Annotated in this window: 21 protein-coding genes; 5 read left to right on the top strand and 16 right to left on the bottom strand. The window is 61.1% G+C overall.

Annotation, left to right across the window (positions count from 1 at the left end; translation table 11 throughout):
* Positions 1 to 6: 6 nt before the first annotated feature.
* The 15 genes from QCL51_RS06765 to acs all read right to left on the bottom strand — a co-directional run bounded on the left by QCL51_RS06765 (position 7) and on the right by acs (position 19,863).
* Positions 7 to 1,242: an aspartate kinase gene (locus QCL51_RS06765; protein WP_021785137.1), complete on the bottom strand. Its 1,236-nt coding sequence runs from the start codon at positions 1,240 to 1,242 to the stop codon at positions 7 to 9.
* Positions 1,243 to 1,344: 102 nt separating this feature from the next.
* Positions 1,345 to 3,969 carry an alanine--tRNA ligase gene (gene alaS / locus QCL51_RS06760; protein ID WP_338444651.1) on the bottom strand — a complete coding sequence of 875 codons (2,625 nt, stop codon included), beginning with the start codon at positions 3,967 to 3,969 and terminating at the stop codon, positions 1,345 to 1,347.
* A 384-nt stretch (positions 3,970 to 4,353) separates the two neighbouring features.
* On the bottom strand, positions 4,354 to 5,361 hold the full coding sequence (gene astE / locus QCL51_RS06755; RefSeq protein WP_021785135.1) for a succinylglutamate desuccinylase: 1,008 nt from the start codon (positions 5,359 to 5,361) through the stop codon (positions 4,354 to 4,356).
* A gap of 10 nt (positions 5,362 to 5,371) precedes the next feature.
* A complete protein-coding gene (locus QCL51_RS06750; RefSeq protein WP_003254508.1) occupies positions 5,372 to 5,662 on the bottom strand; it encodes a topoisomerase II in 291 nt (96 codons plus the stop codon).
* 14 nt (positions 5,663 to 5,676) lie between these two features.
* Positions 5,677 to 7,026, bottom strand: a complete 1,350-nt coding sequence (gene astB / locus QCL51_RS06745) for an N-succinylarginine dihydrolase (RefSeq protein ID WP_103444745.1) — start codon at positions 7,024 to 7,026, stop codon at positions 5,677 to 5,679.
* 22 nt (positions 7,027 to 7,048) lie between these two features.
* Positions 7,049 to 8,512 carry a succinylglutamate-semialdehyde dehydrogenase gene (gene astD / locus QCL51_RS06740; protein WP_021785133.1) on the bottom strand — a complete coding sequence of 488 codons (1,464 nt, stop codon included), beginning with the start codon at positions 8,510 to 8,512 and terminating at the stop codon, positions 7,049 to 7,051.
* A complete protein-coding gene (astA, locus tag QCL51_RS06735; protein ID WP_014590103.1) occupies positions 8,513 to 9,541 on the bottom strand; it encodes an arginine N-succinyltransferase in 1,029 nt (342 codons plus the stop codon). It abuts the gene before it with no gap.
* Positions 9,542 to 9,619: 78 nt separating this feature from the next.
* Complete coding sequence (aruF, locus tag QCL51_RS06730) at positions 9,620 to 10,639, bottom strand: arginine/ornithine succinyltransferase subunit alpha (protein ID WP_010955177.1); 1,020 nt, start codon at positions 10,637 to 10,639, stop codon at positions 9,620 to 9,622.
* Positions 10,640 to 10,786: 147 nt separating this feature from the next.
* A complete protein-coding gene (locus QCL51_RS06725) occupies positions 10,787 to 12,007 on the bottom strand; it encodes an aspartate aminotransferase family protein (RefSeq protein ID WP_021785132.1) in 1,221 nt (406 codons plus the stop codon).
* Positions 12,008 to 13,241: 1,234 nt separating this feature from the next.
* Positions 13,242 to 14,222, bottom strand: a complete 981-nt coding sequence (argR, locus tag QCL51_RS06720) for a transcriptional regulator ArgR (protein WP_021783461.1) — start codon at positions 14,220 to 14,222, stop codon at positions 13,242 to 13,244.
* A gap of 98 nt (positions 14,223 to 14,320) precedes the next feature.
* Positions 14,321 to 15,085 carry an ABC transporter ATP-binding protein gene (locus tag QCL51_RS06715; RefSeq protein ID WP_016711851.1) on the bottom strand — a complete coding sequence of 255 codons (765 nt, stop codon included), beginning with the start codon at positions 15,083 to 15,085 and terminating at the stop codon, positions 14,321 to 14,323.
* Positions 15,086 to 15,107: 22 nt separating this feature from the next.
* Positions 15,108 to 15,806, bottom strand: coding sequence for an ABC transporter permease (locus QCL51_RS06710; RefSeq protein WP_003254520.1), 699 nt, complete (start codon positions 15,804 to 15,806; stop codon positions 15,108 to 15,110).
* On the bottom strand, positions 15,803 to 16,492 hold the full coding sequence (locus QCL51_RS06705) for an ABC transporter permease (RefSeq protein WP_021783459.1): 690 nt from the start codon (positions 16,490 to 16,492) through the stop codon (positions 15,803 to 15,805). The genes QCL51_RS06710 and QCL51_RS06705 overlap by 4 nt, the downstream gene beginning before the upstream one ends.
* A gap of 88 nt (positions 16,493 to 16,580) precedes the next feature.
* A complete protein-coding gene (locus QCL51_RS06700) occupies positions 16,581 to 17,366 on the bottom strand; it encodes an ABC transporter substrate-binding protein (protein WP_012051577.1) in 786 nt (261 codons plus the stop codon).
* Positions 17,367 to 17,901: 535 nt separating this feature from the next.
* A complete protein-coding gene (gene acs, locus QCL51_RS06695) occupies positions 17,902 to 19,863 on the bottom strand; it encodes an acetate--CoA ligase (RefSeq protein WP_338444650.1) in 1,962 nt (653 codons plus the stop codon).
* 397 nt (positions 19,864 to 20,260) lie between these two features.
* Between acs and QCL51_RS06690 the strand changes: the two genes are divergently transcribed.
* Positions 20,261 to 20,515 carry a DUF2790 domain-containing protein gene (locus QCL51_RS06690; RefSeq protein ID WP_021783457.1) on the top strand — a complete coding sequence of 85 codons (255 nt, stop codon included), beginning with the start codon at positions 20,261 to 20,263 and terminating at the stop codon, positions 20,513 to 20,515.
* 92 nt (positions 20,516 to 20,607) lie between these two features.
* On the opposite strand, the gene QCL51_RS06685 is transcribed toward QCL51_RS06690, so the two are convergent.
* Positions 20,608 to 22,167 (bottom strand): sigma-54-dependent phenylalanine hydroxylase transcriptional regulator PhhR, encoded by a 1,560-nt coding sequence (locus tag QCL51_RS06685; protein WP_021783456.1) that lies wholly within the window; start codon positions 22,165 to 22,167, stop codon positions 20,608 to 20,610.
* A gap of 257 nt (positions 22,168 to 22,424) precedes the next feature.
* Between QCL51_RS06685 and phhA the strand changes: the two genes are divergently transcribed.
* The 4 genes from phhA to QCL51_RS06665 all read left to right on the top strand — a co-directional run bounded on the left by phhA (position 22,425) and on the right by QCL51_RS06665 (position 25,704).
* Positions 22,425 to 23,213 carry a phenylalanine 4-monooxygenase gene (gene phhA / locus QCL51_RS06680; protein WP_338444649.1) on the top strand — a complete coding sequence of 263 codons (789 nt, stop codon included), beginning with the start codon at positions 22,425 to 22,427 and terminating at the stop codon, positions 23,211 to 23,213.
* 39 nt (positions 23,214 to 23,252) lie between these two features.
* On the top strand, positions 23,253 to 23,609 hold the full coding sequence (locus QCL51_RS06675) for a 4a-hydroxytetrahydrobiopterin dehydratase (protein ID WP_003254532.1): 357 nt from the start codon (positions 23,253 to 23,255) through the stop codon (positions 23,607 to 23,609).
* Positions 23,610 to 23,984: 375 nt separating this feature from the next.
* Positions 23,985 to 24,113 (top strand): hypothetical protein, encoded by a 129-nt coding sequence (locus QCL51_RS06670; RefSeq protein ID WP_021783454.1) that lies wholly within the window; start codon positions 23,985 to 23,987, stop codon positions 24,111 to 24,113.
* A gap of 388 nt (positions 24,114 to 24,501) precedes the next feature.
* Positions 24,502 to 25,704 carry an MFS transporter gene (locus QCL51_RS06665; RefSeq protein ID WP_338444648.1) on the top strand — a complete coding sequence of 401 codons (1,203 nt, stop codon included), beginning with the start codon at positions 24,502 to 24,504 and terminating at the stop codon, positions 25,702 to 25,704.
* Positions 25,705 to 25,741 lie beyond the last annotated feature (37 nt).

Here is a 25,741-nt window from a genome sequence, read left to right as displayed (position 1 = left end):
AGCGCCTTACTCGCCCTGTCGGGCAGGAGCATCCAGATCGAACGCGGTATGCAGCGCGCGTACGGCCAGCTCCAGATACTTCTCTTCGAGCACCACCGAAACCTTGATCTCGGAAGTGGAGATCATCTGGATGTTGATGCTCTCCTTGGCCAGGGCTTCGAACATGCGGCTGGCAACACCGGCGTGTGAACGCATGCCGACGCCAACGATCGAGACCTTGGCGATCTTGGTGTCGCCGATCACTTCACGGGCACCGATTTCGCGTGCAGTGTTTTCCAGCACGCTATGCGCCTTCTCGTACTCGTTGCGGTGCACGGTGAAGGTGAAGTCGGTGGTGTTATCGTGCGCAACGTTCTGCACGATCATGTCGACTTCGATGTTCGCAGCGCTGATCGGGCCGAGGATCTTGAAGGCCACGCCCGGGGTATCCGGCACGCCGCGAATGGTCAGCTTTGCTTCATCACGGTTGAAGGCGATACCGGAAATGATCGGCTGTTCCATGGATTCCTCTTCATCAATGGTAATGAGGGTACCCGGACCCTCCTTGAAGCTGTGCAGCACGCGCAGCGGAACGTTGTACTTGCCGGCGAACTCCACCGAACGGATCTGCAGCACCTTGGAGCCGAGGCTGGCCATTTCCAGCATTTCTTCGAAGGTGATCTTCTCCAGGCGACGAGCCTGTGGCACGACACGCGGGTCGGTGGTGTAGACACCATCGACATCAGTGTAGATCTGGCACTCATCAGCCTTCAGCGCCGCCGCCAGGGCCACGCCAGTGGTATCAGAGCCACCACGCCCCAGGGTAGTGATGCTGCCGTGCTCATCGACGCCCTGGAAGCCTGCAACCACGACCACGCGGCCTTCCTTGAGGTCGGCACGAATCTTCTGGTCGTCGATTTGCAGAATGCGCGCCTTGTTGTGCGAGCTGTCGGTGAGAATACGCACCTGGTTGCCGGTGTAGGACACCGCTGGCACACCACGCTTGATCAAGGCCATGGTCAGTAGGGCAATGGTGACCTGCTCACCGGTCGACACGATCACGTCCAGCTCACGAGGAACCGGGTGATCGGTAATCTGCTTGGCCAGGTCGATCAGACGATTGGTTTCACCGCTCATGGCCGACAGCACAACCACCAGGTCGTCGCCCGCTTCACGGTGTTTCTTGACCTTTTCGGCTACCTGCTCGATCCGCTCGATGGAACCGACAGAGGTGCCGCCAAATTTCTGTACGATCAACGCCATTTCAATGGTGCCTCAGCCCATACAGGGCCCCAAATAACAATCCAACATGAAGGAGTGGACGGGAGTGGCCTGTGTGGCTACTAGACCATCCACCCCTTCATCTCAAAGTCCCTGCTCTGCGAATGGCACGGCCAGCGCCAGGGCCTGGTCCAGAGCTGCGACGTCGACGCCACCGCCCTGGGCCATGTCCGGACGGCCACCGCCCTTGCCACCCACCGCCGCAGCGGCTTGTTTCATCAGATCGCCAGCCTTGAGTTGGCTGGAGAGGTCCTTGGTCACGCCGGCCACCAGCACAACCTTGCCCTCATGCTCGCTGCCCAGCAGGATCACTGCGTGGCCGAGCTTGTTCTTCAACTGATCGACCAGCGCCAGCAGGGCCTTGCCGTCCTGCCCATCCAGGCGGGCGGCGAGGACCTTGGCACCCTTGACCTCAACAGCCGCGTTGGAGAGATCGTCCCCGGCGGCGCTGGCGGCCTTGGCCTGCAGCTGTTCCAGCTGCTTCTCCAGCTGGCGGTTGCGCTCAAGCACAGCCGACAGCTTGTCGATCAGGTTGTCGCGGTTACCTTTCACCAGTTGCGCGGCTTCCTTGACCTGCTCCTCGGCAGCGTTCAGGTAGGCCAGCGCAGCGGCACCGGTTACGGCTTCGATACGGCGCACGCCAGAGGCCACGCCGCTTTCGCTGATGATCTTGAACAGGCTGATGTCACCGGTGCGCTTGGCGTGAATACCGCCGCACAATTCCACCGAAAAATCGCCGCCCATGCTCAACACACGCACGGTGTCGCCGTACTTCTCACCGAACAGCGCCATTGCGCCTTTGGCCTTGGCCGTTTCGATGTCGGTCAGTTCGGTTTCAACGGCAGTGTTCTTGCGCACTTCACGGTTGACGATGTCTTCCAGCGCCTTGATCTGCTCTGGTTTCACCGCCTCGAAGTGGCTGAAATCGAAACGCAGGCGCTGGCTGTCGACCAGCGAGCCCTTCTGCTGTACATGCTCACCCAGCACCTGGCGCAGCGCTTCGTGCAGCAGGTGAGTGGCGGAGTGGTTCAACGAGGTGGCGTGTTGCACCTCTGCATCGACCTTGGCCTCGACTGGCGAACCGATCACCAGCGCGCCGCTGGCAACCACGCCGTGGTGCAGGAAGGCACCGCCGGTCTTGGTGGTGTCGCGCACGTCAAAGCGTGCAGCGCCAGCCTGCAGGAAGCCGGTATCGCCAATCTGGCCGCCGGATTCGGCGTAGAACGGCGTGCGGTCGAGCACGACCACGCCCTGCTCGCCTACACTCAGCTGGTCGACGGACAGGCCGTCCTTGTACAAGGCGATGATCTTGCCTTGGCCTTCAGTGGCATCGTAACCGAGGAACTCGGTGGCGCTGTCGACTTTTACCAGGCTGTTGTAATCCATGCCGAAGGCGCTGGCGGAACGGGCACGCTCACGCTGGGCGTCCATTTCACGCTCGAAGCCGGCTTCGTCGATAGTCAGCTCACGCTCACGAGCGATGTCGGCAGTCAGGTCCATCGGGAAGCCATAGGTGTCGTACAGCTTGAACACCACGTCGCCCGGTACCACGTCGCCTTTCAGCTGGGCCAGGTCTTGCTCGAGGATGCGCAGGCCCTGCTCCAGGGTTTTGGCGAATTGCTCCTCTTCGGCCTTGAGCACGCGCTCGATGTGCGCTTGCTGGCTCTTCAGCTCCGGGAAGGCTTCGCCCATTTCAGCGGCCAGTGCGGCAACGATCTGGTAGAAGAAGCTGCCCTTGGCGCCCAGCTTGTTGCCGTGACGGCAAGCGCGGCGAATGATGCGGCGCAGCACGTAGCCACGGCCTTCGTTGGACGGCAGCACGCCGTCGGCAATCAGGAAACCGCACGAACGGATGTGGTCTGCGACCACTTTCAGCGAGGCCTGGCCATCATTGCTGCAACCGATGGCCTTGGCTGCGGCAGCCAGCAGGTTCTGGAACAGGTCGATCTCGTAGTTCGAATGCACGTGCTGCAGCACGGCGCTGATGCGCTCCAGGCCCATGCCGGTGTCCACCGACGGCGCTGGCAGCGGGTGCAACACGCCGTCGGCAGTGCGGTTGAACTGCATGAAAACGTTGTTCCAGATCTCGATGTAACGGTCACCGTCTTCTTCTGGCGAGCCGGGTGGGCCGCCCCAGATATCCGCGCCGTGATCGTAGAAAATCTCGGTGCACGGGCCGCACGGGCCGGTATCGCCCATGGTCCAGAAGTTGTCGGAGGCGTACGGGGCGCCCTTGTTGTCGCCGATGCGCACCATGCGCTCGGCCGGTACGCCGACTTCCTTGGTCCAGATGTCGTAGGCTTCGTCGTCAGTGGCGTAGACGGTGACCCAGAGCTTTTCCTTGGGCAGGTTCAGCCACTGCTCGGACGTCAGGAAGGTCCAGGCGAAGGTAATGGCGTCGCGCTTGAAATAATCGCCGAAGCTGAAGTTGCCCAGCATTTCGAAGAAGGTGTGGTGACGCGCGGTGTAACCGACGTTTTCCAGGTCGTTGTGCTTGCCACCGGCACGCACGCACTTCTGGCTGCTGACAGCACGCGTGTAGGCGCGCTTCTCCGCACCGAGGAAGCAGTCCTTGAACTGGTTCATGCCTGCGTTGGTGAACAGCAGGGTCGGATCGTTGTTCGGGATCAGCGAACTGGAGGCGACTCGGGTATGTCCCTGCTCTTCGAAGAAGCGAAGGAAGGCTTCACGGATTTCTGCGCTTTTCATAGGTTCTTCCACGGAAACGGCGGCCCTGTTGGGCAAACGCGTCGACGAAACGACGGCAAAGGGCCGCATTATATCGGTCCTGCAGTCTCGATGCAGTGTGTTTATACGATAGAAGCCATCGTTTGGACGGTTTTTCGGGCTATGCAAACGAAAACGACATGACCGGATGCTAAATCCTGTGTTTCGCCACTGGCAAGCCAATTACCGCTTAAGGGAGGGGAAAAGGGAACAGGCGGTGAATTAAAAGGTTTTCATCATGGATAGGATCCGAAACTGTGTCGCCTGGTTCGCGGGTAAACCCGCTCCTACAAGGTATGTGCAAGGCCTTAATGTGGCGCCATGCCCGTAGGAGCGGGTTCACCCGCGAAACAGGCGACACCGCTCTCACCCCAGCCGCTGCCCCGAATCCGGCACGATCAGAATGCCGGCGCGCAAGCCATTCTTGACTTTGGGGTTAGGGAAGATGATGCGTGCGCCCTCCTCCTCGACCACCCAGCGCATCTCGGCCAGGTCTTCAGCCAGCAGGTAACCCTTGCTCAGCTCGGAGAAGTTTTCGATGTCAGCCGGCAGGTGCAGGTGGAAGCTGTCACTGTGCTTGATGATTTCGCGGGAAACCCTGAACAATTGCAGGCCATCCAGCGAACTTTCTTCCTCTGGCTCGGTAGCTTCGATAATGCGAATCAGCCGCTCTTCGAGCTTGTCGAGATTGACCTGCTCGTTCTGGCCGAACGGACGGGCCTTGCCCAACTCCAGGGTAAAGGCTTCAGCTTCGAGCTGTTCATAGGTGAAAGCACTGAAGGTGATGGACGACTTGCTTTGCAGTAATACCGCTTCCATACCTGCCGCCGCCAGGCGCACCAGTTCGCGACGGGAGTGCTTGCGCCCTTCTTTATAAGGGTACAAGGCGAATTGCTCGATCTTCGAACCGCGGATGGCAGTATGCAGGTCGTAATGCAGGCGGCTGCGCTCCGGCTTGCTGAAGAACACCCGGGCGAACTGCTCCAGCTCGGCAGCACGCAATGCTTCGAAACCGCTGGAAAGCTCATGGCGGCCATTGAACAAACGGTTGATGTCCTGCTCGATAAAGCGCTCGCCCTTGCGGATCGCCGCCGGGTTGCCGAACAGGAACAGCACCCGTGCCCTGGGTTTGATCTTGCCGTTGGCCACGCCATGCAGCAGCCGCTCGAGCAATTCGATCGGCGCTGTTTCGTTGCCATGAATGCCGGCGGACAACAGTAAGTCCAGCCCGCAATCTTCGCTTTCGGCCGGACGCACTTCGAGCGCGCCCTCCCCCAGCCACCGCAAACGCGCGCCCTTGGGTGTCACTTGGGTCTTCTCGGCCGGTTCGTGATCGGTGAGGGTCAGCTCAAGCAATTTGCCAAGGGCGAGCATAGGGACTTCCTTAGTGGTGGTGACCGCAGTCAGGGCCATGAACGTGATCGTCGTCTTCGCCAAGCTCTGCCGGTTCCATTTCCAGCTGCAGGCTGACCAGGTTGGTGGCCATCGGGCGCAGCAGCAAGTTGGCATACTCGGTGTCGTCTTCCTCGACATCCACACCGATCAGCAGCTGGCCACGGCCATCCTGCTGAATCCACACTTCCTTGCCTTGCCAGACCACAGCAAAGCGGGTGCAGGAAGTTTCCAGCTGGGTGCCGTCTTCATCTTCGAGGATCAGGCGCAAGGCGTCGGTCATTACAGAGTCTCTCTTCAAGGTTGGCGTTGGAACGGATACACCGAGCCCAACTTCAGGATCTGGGTCAATTCGTCCAGTGCCGTACGGCATTCCACCAGCAGTTGCGGGTCAGCCAGGTCTGCTTCGCCAAGGCGATCGCGGTAGTGCCTGTCGACCCACTGCAGCAGCGTGTCATACAGCGAGGCCGTCATGATAACGCCTTGGTTGACCGCCGCCAGTTCCGATTCCTTCAAGGCTACGCGCAAACGCAGACAGGCTGGGCCGCCGCCGTTTTGCATGCTCTGCTTGAGGTCGAACACCTTGACCTCCTTCACCGGGCCTCCCTGACTGGTCAACTGGCCAAGATAAGCCCAGACCCGCTCGTTGTTGCGGCACTCTTCCGGCACGACCAACAGCATGGAACCATCGTCGCGGCTCAGCAGCTGGCTGTTGAACAGGTAGGAACGCACCGCGTCCTCCACCGCCACCGCGGCTCTGGGCACGCAGATGGCCTGGAAGTTGCCACCCTTGCTGGCCAGTTTAGCTCGCAGCTGCCCAAGCACCGCGTCGGTATCGAGAAACGCGTCCTCGTGGTAGAACAGCACTTCGCCGTTACCCACCGAAATCACATCATTGTGGAACACACCCTGGTCGATCACCGCCGGGTTCTGTTGAGCGTAGACCACACCGTCATCGCTCAGGCCGTGCAGCCGGGCCACAGCCTGCGAGGCCTCCAGGGTTTGTCGGGCCGGATACTTCTGTGGCGCCGGGTAACGGCTGTCGAAGGCGCTGCGACCATAGACAAAGAACTCCACACCGGCCTCACCATAGGCGCGGCAGAAGCGCGTGTGGTTGGCCGCGCCCTCGTCACCGAACTGTGCCACGGCAGGCAGCGCGGCGTGATGGGCAAAGTGCTTCTCGTTGTTGAACATGGCGCCCAGCACGCGGCTGGTGGTCGGGTGCTCGATGCTGCGGTGATATTTGCAGTTGAGGTTGGCGGCGGTGAAGTGCACACGACCGTCAGCCGTGTCGGCACTCGGGCTGACTGTCGCGGCGTTGGCCACCCACATGCTTGAGGCCGAGCAACTGGCCACTAGCAACGGCATGGCCTCGCGGGCGGCGCGCTGGATGACTTCGGCATCGCTGCCACTGAACCCCAGGCGGCGCAGCGCGGCCACGTCCGGGCGTTCCTGTGGCGCCAGAACACCCTGCTTGAAGCCCATGTCGGCCAGCGCTTTCATCTTCGCCAGGCCCTGGCGCGCCGCCTCACGCGGGTTGGACCCCTGCTGGCTGTTGCTCTGCGAAGCCACGTTACCGTAAGACAGGCCGCCATAGTTGTGGGTAGGCCCCACCAGGCCATCAAAATTCACTTCATAGGATTTCATCGGCTAGGCTCCGTGACTGTTGTTATAGGGTGACGCCCGGCGTCAGGGTCGCCGGCAAGGCAAGGCTGGCGGTCTCCAGCGAAGCCACGGGGTAAGCGCAGTAGTCGGCCGCGTAATAGGCACTGGCGCGATGGTTGCCACTGGCACCCACGCCGCCGAACGGTGCGCTGCTGGCAGCCCCCGTCAGCTGTTTGTTCCAGTTGACGATGCCGGCGCGGCTGCGCAGCCAGAAGTACTGGTAGCGTGCGCGCGAATCGGACAACAAACCGGCAGCCAGGCCATACTGAGTGTTGTTGGCTTCATCGATGGCAGCATCGAAGTCGGCGTAGCGGATCACCTGCAGCAGCGGGCCGAAAAACTCTTCGTCCGGGCGGTCAGCCACGGCGGTGACATCGACAATGCCCGGGGTCAGCAGTGCGGCATCGGCCTGTGGCTGGGTCATTTCCAGCAGTTTCACGCCACCTTTGGCGGCCAGTTCGGCCTGGGCCGCAAGCAGCGCCCGAGCCGCCTGCAGCGAAATCACCGAGCCCATGAAAGGCGCCGGCTGCTCATCGAACGCCCCCACCGTGATGGTTTTGCACACCTCGACCAAGCGCGCGATCAGCGCATCGCCCCAGGCGCCTTGCGGTACCAGCAGGCGCCGCGCGCAGGTGCAGCGCTGGCCAGCGGAAATGAACGCCGACTGGATAATGGTATACACCGCCGCGTCGAGGTCCTTGACCTCGTCCACCACGAGCGGGTTGTTACCCCCCATTTCCAGGGCCAGGATCTTGTCTGGACGCCCTGCGAACTGCTGATGCAGCAGGTTGCCGGTGCGGCTGGAGCCGGTGAAGAACAGACCATCGATACCTGGGTTGGCGGCCAGCGCCACACCGGTTTCGCGTGCCCCCTGCACCAGGTTCAGCACACCCGCCGGCAGGCCGGCAGCAATCCAGCAGTTGACGGTAAGCTCAGCAACCTTGGGGGTCAGCTCGCTGGGCTTGAACACCACGCAGTTGCCTGCCAGCAGCGCCGGCACGATATGGCCATTGGGCAGGTGCCCGGGGAAGTTGTAGGGGCCGAACACCGCCACCACACCGTGGGGCTTGTGCCGCAAAACAGCCGTGGCATCGGCCAGCGGACCACTCTTTTCGCCGGTACGCTCGCGGTAGCTCTGTACCGAAATCGCCACCTTGTTGACCATGCTGGTGACTTCAGTCGCAGATTCCCACAGCGGCTTCCCGGTTTCCTCGCCAATGCATTGGGCCATGGCTTCGGCATGCACTTTCAACTGCGCGGCAAACTTCTCCAGCACATCGATACGTGCCTCCAGGCTCAACTGCGCCCAGGCCGGGAAGGCCTGCCGCGCCGCCTGCACAGCAGCGCTGACCTGGCTGGCGTCAGCGCCCTGCCCTTGCCAGATCACGGCCTGGGTCACCGGGTTGAGCGACTGCAGGGTTTCACCCTGGCCAGCCTGCCAATTGCCTGCGATGTAATGCGTGGTCATTTACTGGGCCTCCCGGCTGGCCGACAGCGGCACCGCGCGCACATTGTCGCCGACGCCCATGCGCAGGCGCTTGGCGGTCAACGGGTCGACCACCAGGGTACCGGCGGCCAACCGTGCAGGTGCAGCAGTGATACGGCAGTCGTCGCGCTTGCGGTTGTGGATGATGAAAGGGGTCGCGTCGTCGCCTGGCGTACCTACCGCCAGCACCAGGGTCTGGCTCTCGCGCACCGCGCGGATCTTGGCAGTGTCACACTCGATGGCCGGGCCGGCGTCAAAGATGTCGACGTAGCCCTGATAGTTGAAGCCCTCCTGCTTAAGCATGGCCAGCGCCGGCTCGGTGTCTTTGTGCACACGGCCGATCACGTTGCGCGCAGCCTCGGACAGGAAGCAGGTGTACAGCGGGAACTTGGGCATCAGCTCAGCGATGAACGACTTGTTGCCCACGCCGGTGAGGTAGTCGGCCTGGCTGAACTCCATCTTGAAGAAATGCCGGCCCAGGCTTTCCCAGAACGGCGAACGGCCCTGCTCGTCAGACATGCCGCGCATTTCGGCAATGATCTTCTTGCCAAACAGCTCCGGGAACTCGGCAATGAACAGCATGCGCGCGCGCGACAGCAGACGGCCATTGAGACCCGAGCGGTGGTCGCTGCGCAGGAACAGCGAGCACAGCTCGGAGTTTCCGGTCAGGTCGTTGGCCAGGAACAGCGTCGGGATTTCGCGGTAGATCTTCAGCTCCTGCGAGGCGCTGACCGTCAGGCCGACCCGATAGTTGTACCAAGGCTCACGCAGGCCGACGGCGCCGGCGATGGCACTGATGCCCACCACCAGACCTTCGTCGTTTTCCAGCACGAACAGGTAATCGGTGTCACCACGCTCGGCTTCGCCACGGAAGCTTTTTTCCGCCCAACCAACACGGTGCCCGAGGCGCTCTTCGTTGGCCGGCAGCGTGGTCAGCCCGGTGGTGCCGGTGCTGCGTGCCAATTCGATCAACGCAGGCAAATCGCTGCTGCGTACAGGACGAACGATCATGCTATCTCCTTGTGCGGCGGCATCGGCCGGCGCGAAACTCTGCTAACGCATCAATCCCGAAACGTCTGTTGCCAGACCTCAAACCGCGACCAGGCGCACGCTGGCGCCCTCGCCCACGCCCAGCGCGTCGGCTGCTGCCACGCTCAGGCTGACCGGTTTGCCAGGCACCCAGTCCAGGTCCAGCAACACCGCGCGGTAGTCCTGCAACAGGCCGTTGCACACCAGGTACGGGCGCCCACCCTTGACCGGGGCCTCTTCGATCTTCACCGGGACCACCCGGCTCTGAGCGATCGAGCGGATGCCAGAGGTGCGCGCATGCAGGGTCGGGCCGCCGTCGAAGATGTCGATGTAGTGCTCGGTCTCGAAGCCTTCGCGCATGAGTATGTCGAAGGTGATCTGTGCCCGCGGATGTACCTGGCCCATGGCTTCCTGCGCCAGGTCTGGCAGCAACGGCACGTAGATCGGGTAATGCGGCATCAGCTCGGCGAGGAAGGTACGGCTCTTCAGGCCGCACAGGCGCTCGGCGTCGGCATAGTTGAGGTCGAAGAAGTTGCGGCCGATAGCATCCCAGAACGGCGATTCACCCTGCTCGTCGCTGAAGCCGACGATCTCGGTTACCACCGAATCGGCAAAGCGCTCCGGGTGCGCAGCCATGAACAGCAGTCGACCACGCGAATTGAGCTCGGCCCAGCCACTGTTCACCAGTTCCGGTGCTACATAGAAACTGGTCAGCAGGCTGTTGCCAGTCAGATCGTGACACAGCGACAGCACATGGATCTTGTTGTGTATCTTCAGCTCGCGCGAGGCGTGCACGAATGTTTCGTTACGAAAACTGTAGAACGGCTCGGAGTAGCCGGCCGAAGCGACGATGGCTGAGCAACCGGCCAACTTGCCTGTTTCGCTGTCTTCGAGCACGAAAAAATAACTCTCTTCGCCGTTGAAGCTGACCTCGGCGGCGAAGGATGTCTCGGAGGCGGCAATCTTGTCGCCGAGACGAGCGGTGTCGTCCGGCAGCGAGGTGACACCAATGGGGCTGTCTGCAGCCATGCGCTGCACGTCGTTCAGATCAGCCATTTGCGCGGGGCGCATCACCAGCATGGTGTCACTCCTTTGGAATACGGGCCGTTCACAGCGGCACGAAAAAACGGCAGGCACCCAGGCACCTGCACTGGAATCGGGTATCGCCGGCCCGGCTCGGCCTCGTGCCGAGGCTGGGCTGAGGCCGGCGAAAGGACCGTTGGCGGATCAGCCTTTGGTCAGTGTGGCCACAGCGCGCTCGAAGCGGTCCAGGCCTGCGTCGATATCGGCGTCTTCAACCACCAGGCTTGGGGCGAAGCGGACAACGTCCGGGCCGGCCTGCAGCACCATCACGCCTTCTTTCTCGGCAGCGTTGAGCACGTCCTTGGCCTTGCCTTTCCAGGCCTCGGTCAAGACGCAGCCCAGCAGCAGGCCGACGCCACGCACCTGGCTGAACAGGTTGTACTTCTGGCCGATCTGCTCCAGGCGGGTTTTGAAGCGCTCGTGCTTAGCCTTGATACCGGCCAGGGTTTCCGGGGTGTTGACCACATCCAGCACCGCGCAGGCAACGGCGCAGCCCAGCGGGTTGCCGCCATAGGTGGTGCCGTGGGTGCCAACGGCCAGGTGCTTGGCCAGCTCGGTGGTGGTCAGCATGGCACCAATCGGGAAGCCGCCGCCCAGGCTCTTGGCACTGGTCAGAATGTCCGGGGTCACGCCGTAGTGCTGGTAGGCATACAGCGAGCCGGTACGGCCCACGCCAGTCTGCACTTCGTCAAAGATCAGCAGAGCGTTGTGCTCGTCACACAGTTTGCGCGCGCCTTCCAGGTAGGCCTTGTCGGCCGGCACCACGCCGCTCTCGCCTTGGATCGGCTCGATCACCACGGCGCAGGTCTTGTCGGAAATCTGTGCCTTCAACGCTTCCAGGTCGTTGTACGGCACATGGCTGATACCGGTGATCTTCGGGCCAAAGCCATCGGAGTACTTTGGCTGGCCACCCACGCTGACGGTAAACAGGGTGCGGCCGTGGAAGCTGTTCACGGTGGCGATGATTTCGTGCTTTTGCGGACCGAAGCGGTCATGCGCCACACGACGGGCCAGCTTGAAAGCGGCCTCGTTGGCCTCGGCGCCGGAGTTGCAGAAGAACGCGCGGTCGGCAAAGGTGGCGTCCACCAGCTTGTGGGCCAGGCGCAGGGCCGGCTCGTTGGTGAACACGTTGGAAACGTGCCAGAGGGTGTTGGCCTGTTCAGTCAGGGCCTTGACCAGTGCCGGGTGGCAGTGGCCCAGGGCATTGACCGCAATGCCGCCGGCAAAGTCGATCAACTCGCGACCCGACTGGTCCCAGACGCGGGAACCCTCGCCTCGCACAGGAATGAAGGCCGCCGGAGAATAGTTGGGGACCATCACCTGGTCGAAATCGGCACGTTGCACCGGGGCTTGCTCAACGGACATCTGAGTCTCCTGAAGAGGAACGCTGGCCTGGAAGTGGCGAGCGATGGGGGGATTGTAAGGACTGATCCGCGCCTGTCCTTGCGGCCAAGCGACAACTTGTTACAGCGCAAAACCCAGTTTTGACAAGGCTTTCGGCAATGCGACAAACACTGTCGCAATCGCGCAGTGTACGGGAGAGAGGGGGCTGGGTGAACGGGTGTTCACACAGGATTGAGGGAGGCGGGATGTTTGGCGATGTTGATGTGTTGACGGGGAGATCGAGCGCCGCCCGCGCGGCGCATCGCGAGCGAAGCTCGCTCCCACATTTGTTGCAACGTGGCCAGGCCTGTTACGCCATGGTTGCCAGCCTTTGTGCATGGCTTGAGCCTTACAAACAAGGCTGACAACCATGGCCTCACAGGCCTGGCCACGTTGCAACAAATGTGGGAGCGAGCTTCGCTCGCGATGCGCCGCGCGGGCGGCGCTCGATTTGCGCCCCACCACCAACCTCAAGACCTACACCCCGAACCCACCCAAAATGTCAGCCTTTTTCAGCCGGCGCCGAACTCAACTCAGTGCCGAGCCTGTTACGCCATGGTTGCCAGCCTTTGTGCATGGCTTGAGCCTTACAAACAAGGCTGACAACCATGGCCTCACAGGCCTGGCCACGTTGCAACAAATGTAGGAGCGAGCTTCGCTCGCGATGCGCCGCGCGGGCGGCGCTCGATTTGCGCCCCACCACCAACCTCAAGGCCTACACCCCGAACCCACCCAAAATGTCAGCCTTTTTCAGCCGGCGCCGAACTCAACTCAGTGCCGAGCCTGTTACGCCATGGTTGCCAGCCTTTGTGCATGGCTTGAGCCTTACAAACAAGGCTGACAACCATGGCCTCACAGGCCTGGCCACGTTGCAACAAATGTAGGAGCGAGCTTCGCTCGCGATGCGCCGCGCGGGCGGCGCTCGATTTGCGCCCCACCACCAACCTCAAGACCTACACCCCGAACCCACCCAAAATGTCAGCCTTTTTCAGCCGGCGCCGAACTCAACTCAGTGCCGAGCCTGTTACGCCATGGTTGCCAGCCTTTGTGCATGGCTTGAGCCTTACAAACAAGGCTGACAACCATGGCCTCACAGGCCTGGCCACGTTGCAACAAATGTAGGAGCGAGCTTCGCTCGCGATGCGCCGCGCGGGCGGCGCTCGATTTGCGCCCCACCACCAACCTCAAGGCCTACACCCCGAACCCACCCAAAATGTCAGCCTTTTTCAGCCGGCGCCGAACTCAACTCGAACGGGCTGCTGCTGCGTCGCTGGTTACGGTCTTCCCGCGGCGTGGCGCCAAAGAAGTTACGGTAGGCACTGGAAAAATGCGGCCCCGAGGAGAAGCCACAGGACAGCCCGATCTGAATGATCGACTTGCTGGTCTGCATCAGCATCTGCCGCGCCTTGTTCAACCGCAACTCCAGATAGTACTGGCTGGGAACGCGGTTCAGATACTGCTTGAAGATACGCTCCAACTGCCGACGCGATACGCACACATGCTGGGCAATTTCGTCGGTGGTCAGCGGCTCTTCGATGTTGGCTTCCATCAGCAACACAGCCTGAGTCAGCTTGGGATGACTCGAACCCAGGCGGTTCTGCAGCGGGATACGCTGACGCTCGCCACCCTCGCGGATGCGCTCCACCACCAGCTCTTCCGACACTGCCCCAGCCAGCTCAGCCCCGTGATCGCGCGCCAGCACCGCCAGCAGCAGGTCGGTCACAGCCATACCGCCGCAGGCAGTCAGACGGTCGCGATCCCAGTCGAACAGGTGGCTGGTGGCGATGACCTTGGGGAAGCGCTCGGCAAAGTCATCCTGCCAGCGCCAGTGCACGGCTGCCCGGTAACCATCGAGCAGGCCCAGCATTGCCAGCGGATATACCCCCGCCGACAGGCCACCGATCAGGCAGCCACTGCGCGCCAGCTGCTTGAGCGCCGTTGAGAAGGCAGCCCCCATTGCCGCTGGCGGCTCGTCGGCCAGCAGAAATAGCTTGTGGCAACCCTCCAGGCGGCCGAGCCACGGCTCGCCCGGCAGACGCCAGGCGCCTTCCTGCGCAGGCTCGGCCTGCAGGAAGACCAACTCGTAGACCACATCCGGATGCACCCGCTGCGCCACCAGCAACACTTCCTCGGCCAATGCCAGGGTCAAGGGCCTGGTGCTGGGCCAGATGAGAAAACCGATTCGCTGGGTGGTCATAGGGTACGGTCCGAAACCTGAGGTCGTTCGAGTCTGTGCGCCGGGTCAGGCTGCGCTCGCCGCGCAGCATGCCCTATTCTGGTGCAAAAATGCAGCTTTTACTTCAGGCTGCCGGAGAGGAACTGCTTCAGGCGCTCCGACTGCGGGTTGGCCAGCACTTCACGCGGGCAGCCGGTTTCTTCCACCAGGCCCTTGTGCAGGAACACCAACTGGTTGGACACCTCGCGGGCAAAGCCCATTTCATGGGTCACCACCACCATGGTCCGCCCCTCCTGGGCCAGCGCCTGCATTACCTTGAGCACATCACCCACCAGCTCAGGGTCGAGCGCCGAGGTTGGCTCGTCGAACAGCATGACCTCCGGCTCCATGGCCAGCGCGCGGGCAATTGCCACACGTTGTTGCTCACCACCCGACATATGCCCGGGGAAGGCATCCTTGCGGTGGGCGACGCCGACTTTGGCCAGGTAGTGCTCGGCCTTTTCCAGGGCTTCCTTCTTGTTCACGCCCAGCACGTGCACCGGCGCTTCGATGATGTTCTCAAGCGCTGTCATGTGCGACCACAGGTTGAAGTGCTGGAACACCATCGACAGGCGCGAGCGCATCCGCTGCAATTGACGCGGGTCGGCAGCCTTCAACGCACCATCCTTGCCGGCGACCAGTTTCAGCTCTTCGTTGTTGAGCAGGATCTTGCCGGCGTGCGGCTGCTCCAGCAGGTTGATGCAGCGCAGGAAGGTCGACTTGCCCGAACCGCTGGAGCCGATGATGCTGATGACGTCGCCGGCCTTGGCCGCCAGCGACACACCCTTGAGCACTTCGTGGCTGCCGTAGCGCTTGTGCAGGTCTTGGACTTCGAGTTTGTACATGCTGTCGATTCTCACAGAGCGGTCAGTGCTTGCGCGGCGCCAGGTAGCCGAGCCAGCGGCGTTCGGCCATCTTGAACAGGCGCACCAGGATGAAGGTCAGGCACAGGTAGAACACGCCCGCCGTGATGTAGGCCTCGAAAGGCAGGTAATACTGGGCATTGACCGTGCGCGCAGCACCGGTGATGTCGATCAGGGTAACGATCGACGCCAGGCTGGTGGTCTGCAGCATCATGATCACTTCATTGCTGTATTGCGGCAGCGCCCGACGCAGTGCCGAGGGCAGCAGGATGCGGCGGTACATTTTCATGCGCGACATGCCCATGGCCTTGGCGGCCTCGATCTCGCCATGCGGCGTGGCCTTGAGGCTGCCGGCAATGATTTCGGCGGTATAGGCACTGGTATTGATGCCGAACGCCAGGCAGGCGCAGAAGGTGGCACTGGACAGCAACGGCCAGAAGATACTCTCGCGCACCGCCTCGAACTGGGCCAGGCCGTAGTAGATCAGGAACAACTGCACCAGCATCGGCGTGCCACGGATGACGTAGGTGTACAGCCATGCAGCAAGGTTGACCACCGGCTGCCTGGATACCCGCATCAGGCCCAGCGGAATGGCTGCCAGCAGGCCGAAGAAAAGCGAAATTGCCAGCAGCTTCAGGGTGGTCAGCAGGCCGCCGAAGTACATCGGCAGCGCTTCCCAGACGACGTTGTAGTCGAAGATCATAGTTCAGCCACCTTGACGCCCACCGAGTAGCGGCGCTCCAGATACTTCAGGGCCAGCAGCGAGACACTGGTCAGTACCAGGTACAGCGCCGCCACTGCCAGGAAGAAGGTGAAGGGTTCGCGGGTGGCGTCAGCCGCCTGCTTGGCCTTGAACATCATGTCCTGCAGGCCGACGACCGAAATCAGCGCAGTAGCCTTGGTCAGCACCAGCCAGTTGTTGGTGAAGCCCGGAATGGCCAGGCGAATCATTTGCGGCACCTGTATGCGGAAGAACACTTGGCGAGGGCTCATGCCATACGCCACGCCCGCCTCGGCCTGGCCTTTGGGAATGCCCAGGAAGGCCCCGCGGAAGGTCTCCGAGAGGTAGGCGCCAAAAATGAAGCCCAGGGTACCGATACCCGCAACCAGCGGGTTCAGGTCGATGTAGTCTTCGTAACCGACCAGCGGCGCCACCCGGTTGATGATGTCCTGCCCGCCGTAGAAGATCAGCAGGATCAGGACCAGGTCCGGAATACCACGGATCACCGTGGAATACAGATCGCCCAGCCAGGCCAGCCAGCGCACTGGCGACAAACGCAGCGCCACACCGATCAGGCCGAGTACGATGGCCAGGGCCATCGACGACAGGGCGAGCTGTAGCGTCAGCCACGCCCCGTCGAGGATGACTGCCCCGTAGCCTTTCAACATGATGAGGTCCTCGACCTAGAGAATGAAAAATGGTGCAAACCCCAGAGCCTCTGCTGTTTGCACCATTGCACAGGTGAAACCCGACGTCTTACTTCGAGTCTGGACCGTAGATGTCGAAATTGAAGTACTTGCTCTCGATTTCTTTGTACTTGCCGTTGGCACGGATGGCGTCGATAGCCGCGTTGATGCGGTCGACATTGGCCTTGTCACCCTTGCGTACGGCGATACCGATACCGTCACCGAAGTACTTGGCGTCGGTGAAGGCAGGGCCTACGAACGCGAACCCCTTGCCAGCGTCCGTCTTGAGGAAGCCGTCTTCCAGCAGGGTGGCATCAGCCACGGTGCCGTCGAGGCGGCCAGCTGCGACGTCCAGGTAGATTTCGTTCTGGGTACCGTAAGGCACCACGGTGGCACCTTTGGCACCCAGCACTTCCTTGGCGAAGCGGTCGTGAATGGAGCCGCGCTGCACGCCGATCTTCTTGCCTTTCAGTTCGTCAAGGCTATCGCTGACAGTGGTGCCGTCCTTCATGACCAGGCGCGCCGGAGTCAGGTAGTAGCGCTTGGTGAAGTCGACCGACTTCTTGCGGTCATCGGTGATCGACATGGACGACAGGATGGCGTCGATCTTGCGCACTTTCAGCGCCGGGATCAGGCCGTCGAATTCCTGTTCAACCCAGGTGCACTTGGTTTTCATCTCTTCGCACAGGGCGTTGCCGATATCGTAGTCAAAGCCGGCAATACTGCCGTCAGGTTGCTTGAAGGCGAAGGGTGGGTAAGCAGCTTCGATACCGATTTTCAGCGGTTTTTCATCAGCCTGCGACACCAGGGAAAACACAGACAGCGCCAGGGCGCCAAGCAGTGCGAGCTTCTTCATCAGGTAACTCCATCGGTACGGGGCAATACAAGGCAGGTAACGGCTGCCCGATATGCGAATGAGTACAACGCGAGCCGCGCAGGGTTCGACCAAGGCCGCATACCACGAGCGAGTGAGTGGCATTTTAACGACAGCCCGGTAGTCGATATTTCTTCAAAGCGACAACTACTTATAGAAGCGCCTGAAACCGCCGCGGGCGATGTTGACAGCCAGTGCAGAATATGCAATGGCGCAAGAAATAGAACCTATAGACCTAGCAATTCCTGGGCCTATTATTGGCAAAGCCTTGTACGACGGCAAGTGTAGCGTGCCGCGATGCACAAAATGGCGACCCCGACGCACCGAAACGGGCCGGAATTGTTTCCTCGCGCCCCGAACCTGTGCGGGGCCGGTGACAGAACAGTTACCGATGATTGTCGGGTAACAATGCAAAAGCGGGCTTGCCCGCGAATGCGTGAGGTCAGGGTACAGCTTAGCCTGAACTGACGCATTCGCGGGCAAGCCCGCTCCTACAGGGGGTATTGCCGGGGAGGGGTTAGGCCGAAGCCAGGCTCATCGCCTTGTGTGTGTCGATCAGGTGCTGCACCACACTCGGGTCGGCCAAGGTCGAGATATCGCCCAGCGCGTCGTATTCACCGGTGGCAATCTTGCGCAGGATGCGGCGCATGATCTTGCCCGAGCGGGTCTTCGGCAGCCCCGGCGCCCACTGGATCACATCCGGCGAAGCAATCGGTCCAATCTCCTTGCGCACCCAGTTCTTCAGTTCCAAGCGCAATTGCTCACTGGCCTCGATGCCAGCATTGAGGGTGACATACACATAGATGCCCTGCCCTTTGATGTCATGCGGCACGCCAACCACTGCAGCCTCGGCAACCTTCGAGTGCGCGACCATGGCGCTTTCGATCTCGGCAGTCCCCATGCGGTGGCCGGACACGTTGAGCACGTCATCCACACGGCCGGTGATCCAGTAGTAACCATCCTCGTCACGGCGCGCACCGTCGCCGGTGAAGTACATGCCGCGGAAGGTCTTGAAGTAGGTGTCGACGAAGCGATCGTGGTCGCCGTACAGCGAACGCGACTGACCCGGCCAGGAATCAAGGATCACCAGGTTGCCTTCGGCAGCACCGTCGATCAGGTTGCCCAGGTTGTCGACCAGTGCCGGCACCACCCCGAAGAACGGACGGGTTGCCGACCCCGGCTTGAGACCCGTGGCGCCAGGCAACGGACTGATCAGGATGCCGCCGGTCTCGGTCTGCCACCAGGTGTCGACGATCGGGCAACGTTCCTTGCCTACGGTCTTGTAGTACCAGTTCCAGGCCTCAGGGTTGATCGGCTCACCCACCGACCCCAGCAGGCGCAGGCTGGAACCGTCGGCGCCCTCAACAGCTGCCTGCCCTTCAGCCATCATGGCGCGAATGGCAGTTGGCGCTGTGTAGAGGATGTTGACCTTGTGCTTGTCGACGATCTTCGATACGCGGGTAATGTCCGGGTAGTTCGGCACGCCCTCGAACAGCAAGGTGGTGGCGCCGTTGGCCAGCGGGCCGTAGACGATATAGCTGTGGCCGGTGACCCAACCGACGTCGGCGGTGCACCAGTACACCTCGCCCGGGCGGTAATCGAATACGCGCTCATGGGTCAGCGCGGCGTAAACCAGGTAACCGCCTGTGGTGTGCAGCACGCCCTTCGGCTTGCCGGTGGAGCCGGAGGTATAAAGGATGAACAGCGCCTCTTCAGCACCCATTTCTTTGGGTGCGCAGTGGCTGGAAGCCACTTTCATCAGGTCTTCGTACCAGATGTCGCGATGCTGGTGCCAGGCAATGTCGCCACCGGTGCGCTTGCACACGATGATTTTCTGCACGCTGCTGGTTTCAGGGTTGGTCAGCGCCAGGTCGACGTTGGCCTTGAGCGGGGTACGACGACCACCACGCACGCCTTCATCAGCAGTGATCACCACCTTGGACTCGCAGTCGATGATGCGACCAGCCAGCGCCTCGGGCGAGAAGCCACCAAACACCACCGAGTGAATCGCACCAATACGGGCACAGGCCAGCATGGCGACCACAGCCTCGGGAATCATCGGCATATAGATGGTGACCACGTCACCACGGTGCACATCCTGGCCACGCAGGGCATTGGCGAACTTGCAGACCTGCTCGTGCAACTCGCGGTAGGTGATGTTGCGGTGCTCGGAAGGGTCGTCACCTTCCCAGATGATGGCTAACTGGTCACCGCGCTCTTCAAGGTGGCGGTCCAGGCAGTTGGAGGAAACGTTCAGAGTGCCGTCGGCGAACCATTTGATATCGACATGGTGGTCGTCGAAGGAGGTCTGCTTGACCTTGGTGAACGGCTTGATCCAGTCGATACGCTGGGCCTGCTCGCGCCAGAAGCCGTCCGGGTTGATCACCGATTGCTGGTACATGGCCTTGTAGGTGGCCTCGTCGGTCAGGGTAGTGGCCGCAACCTCGGGACGAACGGGATACAGTGGAGCCGCACTCATCTGTGTTACCTCGGTGTAATAGTTGTTTTTGTATGGAACCGTTTGTAACTGTACCAGAGCGACAAAAGCCATTCGACGTTGGTAGTAATTTGGTACTCCCGTTCCGGCAAAGCGCTCTGGCGCGGGCATTACAGCCCCTTCGGAGAAAAACGAGGGGCTTTGGCACAGGATTGTTACAGATTCTGTCAAAACACTTTATCAAAACACCCACTGTTTCAGCGTTGGCCACCGCCATAAAATTCATCTCGCCAGCAACGGCAAGGCGATTAACAACTGGTAACAGCCCCCACGAAGGCAAGCGTTAATCTCCCTCTAATCCCGATAGTTAAAACTCGCTGTACTCGCGGCGCCATAAGCGCCGCGTGCCCCCTCACGACCTTAGACAGGTAAATAGAAAATGAAAGCTTTACTGGTATTGGTACTTGGCAGTCTTTGCGGCGCGGCGATGGCCGGTGAAGCAAAAGATGCCGAGCAGATTCCGGTTGAACAGTACAGTTACTCGCAGCACCTGGACATCGCCCGCGTCATCTCCATGAGCGAAGTGCCCAATGTGTGCGAAGTCGTGCCAGCCCGCATGACCTATGAAGACTCCAAGGGCCAGAGACACATTCTCGAATACCGTGTGATGGGGAACGGCTGCTCTAACGGCTGACACCTTGTGAATTGGGGGCCCTGTGGGCCCCTTCGCGGGTGAACCCGCGAAGCATTCACCACCCGATTAACAGGCTATTAACTTACAGCCATTTAATCAGTCGACTTGCCCAAGGAATAATCCCTTAACTTGTTGGCAATCGTCGTGTGCGAAACACCCAGTCTTTTTCCCAAAGCCCGACTACTGGGAAACTCTCCCATCAAACTTTCCAGCACCGCCTTTTCAAAACGCCCTACAATTTGCGAAAGGTCCCCTTCCAGCGAAAACTCGCCCAACGGTTGCCGCGCGCCATAATCCGGCAAACGAATATGCTCGCTTTTAACCACGCCGCCGTCACACAACGAAACGGCCTGGAACAAGACGTTTTCCAACTGCCTTACATTACCTGGCCAGTGATACTGCCCAAGTTTGTCCATTGCCGCCGGCGCCAGGCGCGGCATGGCGCAGCCAATCTGCCGACTGGCCTGATCAAGAAAATGCTGCACCAACCCCTCCAGGCCATCCATGCACTCGCGCAAAGGCGGAATGTGCAGCGACAGTACGTTGAGGCGGTGATACAGGTCCTGGCGAAACTCGCCACGGGCACATAACTCGGACAAATCCACCTGGGTTGCACAAATCACCCGTACATCCAGGTAGACCTCTTCATCGCTACCTACCCGACGGAAGCAGCCGTCCTGCAAAAAGCGCAGCAGCTTTACCTGCAGGCGCGGGCTCATCTCCCCTACCCCATCAAGGAACAGCGTGCCGCCAGCGGTCAACTCCAGCAGCCCCAGCTTGCCTTCGGCGCGTGCCCCTTCAAATGCCCCAGGGCCGTAACCGAACAGCTCGGTCTCGGCCATCGATTCGGGCAGCCCGGCGCAGTTGAGGGCCATCAGCGGCGACTGGCCACGCGGGCTGGCCAGGTGGCAGGCACGCGCCAGCAACTCTTTGCCGGTACCGGTTTCGCCCTCGATCAACAACGGTGCATCCAGCGGCGCCATGCGCCGCGCTTCACGCACCACCGCAGCCATCACCCGCGAGCTCTGGAAGATGCTGTCGAAGCCGCGCAGCTCTTGCTTGCGCACATTGTAGATACGCTCGCCGATCCGGTCGGCGCGGTGCAAGGTCAGCACCGCGCCGGCCAGCGCCTCGCTGTCATCGTGCTCGGACTGCAGCGGTGCGATATCGGCCAGGAACACATCACCTTTGACTTTGATGCGCAAGCCATTGATGCGCGACTTGTTGGCCCGAACCAGTTCCGGTAAGTCGAAGTCTTCTACATAGCGCGCCAGCGGCATGCCCGGCACTTCATCAACACGCACGCCAAGCAACTGCGCGGCTGCACGGTTGGCGGCAACGATGCTGCCGCCCATGTCGATCGACAACACCGGGAAGTCCAGCGCCCCCAGCAACGCATTCAGCTCCATGTGCCGGCGTTCGCTGGGCATCAGGCCCACGCGCTTGACGCCGAATACCCCGGCAATCGCCTCGAACTTCGGCCGCAGGGCCTGAAATTGCAGGTTGATCAGGTTCGGGCAATGCAGGTAGATGGCGTTGCCATGGTCACCGCCCACCTCGCCGCGCAGCACGTTGATGCCGTACTCCACCAGCAGGTTGAGGATGTCGCGCAGGATGCCAATGCGGTTCTGGCAATGGACTTTGATACGCATGAGGGCTCTCGAAGCGCCAATGTTTTTCAACACCGCGCAGAAAAGTCGTAAAGATAAGCTGACAAAAACAAGGTTTCCACCAGCCAGATGCCTCGAATTTTCCGACACTTGCTAGGTTTTGTAAAATTATCGTTACGAAAACCCACATCGGCACCCTTCGCGGCCGAAGCCCGCCCCGGTGCAAAACCGCTGGTGAAGGGATATTCCTTTAAGCATGTCCTGCACATAACAAGAAAAGCCCTCACCAGGAGAGCCTCATGAAACAGACGCAATACGTGGCACGCGAGCCCGATGCGCATGGTTTTATCGATTACCCGCAGCAAGAGCATGCGGTGTGGAACACCCTGATCACCCGACAGCTGAAAGTGATCGAAGGCCGTGCGTGCCAGGAATACCTGGACGGCATCGAGCAGCTGAAGTTGCCTCATGACCGCATTCCGCAACTGGGCGAGATCAACAAGGTGCTGGGCGCCACCACCGGCTGGCAGGTTGCCCGGGTACCGGCGCTGATCCCCTTCCAGACCTTCTTCGAGCTGCTGGCCAGCAAGCGCTTTCCGGTCGCCACCTTCATCCGCACCCCGGAAGAGCTGGACTACCTGCAAGAGCCGGATATCTTCCACGAGATATTCGGCCACTGCCCGCTGCTGACCAATCCTTGGTTCGCCGAGTTCACCCACACCTACGGCAAGCTCGGCCTGGCCGCGACCAAGGAACAACGTGTGTACCTGGCGCGCTTGTACTGGATGACCATCGAGTTTGGCCTGATGGAAACCGCGCAAGGTCGCAAAATCTATGGTGGTGGCATCCTCTCGTCGCCGAAAGAGACCGTCTACAGTCTGTCCGACGAGCCTGAGCACCAGGCCTTCGACCCGATTGAGGCCATGCGTACGCCCTACCGCATCGATATTCTACAACCGTTGTATTTCGTGCTGCCGAACATGAAGCGCCTGTTCGACCTGGCCCACGAAGACATCATGGGCATGGTCCACAAAGCCATGCAGCTGGGTCTGCATGCACCGAAGTTTCCACCCAAAGTCGCTGCCTGAGCGACTTTGCCGATAACAACTCGAACCGGAAAACACCTCATGAATGCCTTGAACCAAGCCCATTGCGAAGCCTGCCGCGCCGATGCCCCGAAAGTCACCGACGAAGAGCTGGCCGAGCTGATCCGCGAAATCCCGGACTGGAACATCGAAGTACGTGACGGCCACATGGAGCTGGAGCGCGTGTTCCTGTTCAAGAACTTCAAGCACGCCCTGGCGTTCACCAATGCCGTGGGCGAAATCGCCGAGGCCGAAGGCCACCACCCAGGGCTGCTGACTGAATGGGGCAAGGTCACCGTGACCTGGTGGAGCCACTCGATCAAAGGCCTGCACCGCAACGACTTCATCATGTGCGCACGCACTGACAAGGTGGCGGAAACGGCTGAAGGCCGGAAGTAAACACCAGAAAAAGGGGCCAGAGGCTAATGCCAGTCAGTTAAGGTTTCATCCTCATTAACTGGGGCCGCTTTGCGGCCCTTCGCGGGCAAGCCCGCTCCCACAGGTACAGCGCAAGCTTGAGATTTTGCGCAATCCTGTGGGAGCGGGCTTGCCCGCGAAGGGCTGCAAAGCAGCCCCATTTGGTTTAACTGACCGGCATTAGGCCAGAGGCCCCTTTTTTCATGGGGCATTTGTGCGTTGTTCGCCCGCAAAACCGACAAGCGACCAGGAAAAAAACCAAACTGTCATCCAGACTTGTGTATCCTGCCCCAGCTTTTTGAAGCTCCAAACGCGCCTGGCGCAGACTTTTCACTCACACTTGCGAGGAACGACGAGATGCATGAAATCCCGAATCTTCCCTTCCCAAGCCTGAACCCAGAAGAGCCATCCGTGACCGTTCACGCCGAACCGGCACCTGCCGCTGAGCAGGATGGTGACGATCAATCCAGCGCTGACCAGGAATAACTGCGCATCCCCGGCTGTGTGAAAACGGCTGACCTGCGGGCTACCCCCGTCATCACGTTTTCACACCGTCTAAAATCAACGTCGTAACAACCCACTACCACCCGCCCCGCCCCTACCCCACACAGACTCGCGCCTCCTACCGCAAAGAGGCAGAAATGCGCCAGCCGCTCAAGCGCTCGACGCCCTGCTGCATTCGTCCATGTTCACCCGATGGGCCGGCTTCGTCCTGCCGCGCTTGCGGCTGGATTACTCGCAAGCCGAGTTCAGTGTGACCTGGATGCTCGATTACACCAACTGACTACAGGCTGACAGCTGCGCCCGCAAACACCCTTGCTGTGGTTAAGATGGCGGCACACACCGCCATTCTTACCGCAGCAACGGATCCCCAATGCCAGCACGCAGTCCCACGTCCCTTGCCGTCACTGGGCAAGTCGTCTCCATCGTCCTGTTCACCTTCATCGGCTACCTGAACATCGGCATCCCTCTGGCCGTGTTGCCCGGCTATGTGCACAACGACCTGGGTTTCAGTGCCGTGGTCGCCGGCCTGGTGATCAGCGTGCAGTACCTCGCGACGTTGCTCAGCCGCCCCGGCGCCAGCCGCATCATCGATAACCACGGCAGCAAGAAGGCGGTCATGTATGGCCTGGCCGGTTGCGGGCTAAGCGGGGTATTCATGCTGGCCTGCGCCTTCCTCACTCACCTGCCCTGGCTGAGCCTGGCTTGCCTGCTGGTCGGCCGCCTGGTGCTGGGCAGCGCCGAAAGCCTGGTAGGCTCGGGCGCGATCGGCTGGGGCATTGGCCGGGTGGGTGCCGCAAACACGGCCAAGGTCATCTCCTGGAACGGCATCGCCAGCTATGGTGCGCTGGCCATCGGCGCCCCACTGGGTGTGCTGATGGTCAAAGGCCTCGGGCTGTGGAGCATGGGTGTGAGCATCATCCTGCTGTGCGTACTCGGTTTGCTGCTGGCCTGGCCCAAGCAAGCCGCCCCCATCGTCAGCGGTATACGCCTGCCGTTCCTGCGGGTGCTGGGCAAGGTATTTCCGCATGGCTCGGGGCTTGCCCTGGGTTCGATTGGCTTTGGCACCATCGCCACCTTCATCACCCTGTACTACGCAAGCCGTGGCTGGGCCAATGCGGCACTGACCCTGAGCCTGTTCGGCGCCAGTTTCATCAGCGCACGACTGCTCTTTGGCAACCTGATCAATCGCATCGGTGGCTTCAGGGTGGCAATCGCCTGCCTGTCGGTGGAAATGCTCGGGCTGTTGATGCTGTGGCTGGCACCCAACGCCGAACTGGCCTTGGCGGGGGCTGCACTGAGCGGGTTTGGTTTCTCGCTGGTGTTTCCGGCGTTGGGTGTGGAGGCAGTGAACCAAGTGTCGGCAGCTAACCGCGGGGCGGCGGTGGGGGCTTATTCGCTGTTCATCGACTTGTCACTGGGGGTGACCGGGCCATTGGTCGGTGCGGTGGCGGCGGGGTTCGGCTTTGCTTCGATGTTTCTGTTCGCGGCGGCTGCGGCAGCGTGCGGGTTGGTGTTGAGCCTCTATCTGTACCGCCAGGCGCGCCGTGACAGGGACCGTACAACAGAAGCCTGAAAGCCGCTGACCGCCTCTTCGCGGGCAACCCCGCCCG

Source organism: Pseudomonas sp. LTR0, from assembly GCF_036630035.1.
Lineage (GTDB): Bacteria > Pseudomonadota > Gammaproteobacteria > Pseudomonadales > Pseudomonadaceae > Aquipseudomonas > Aquipseudomonas putida_Y.
Note: the sequence above shows the minus strand (reverse complement) of the source record. Positions and strands in the feature narration are given on the sequence as shown.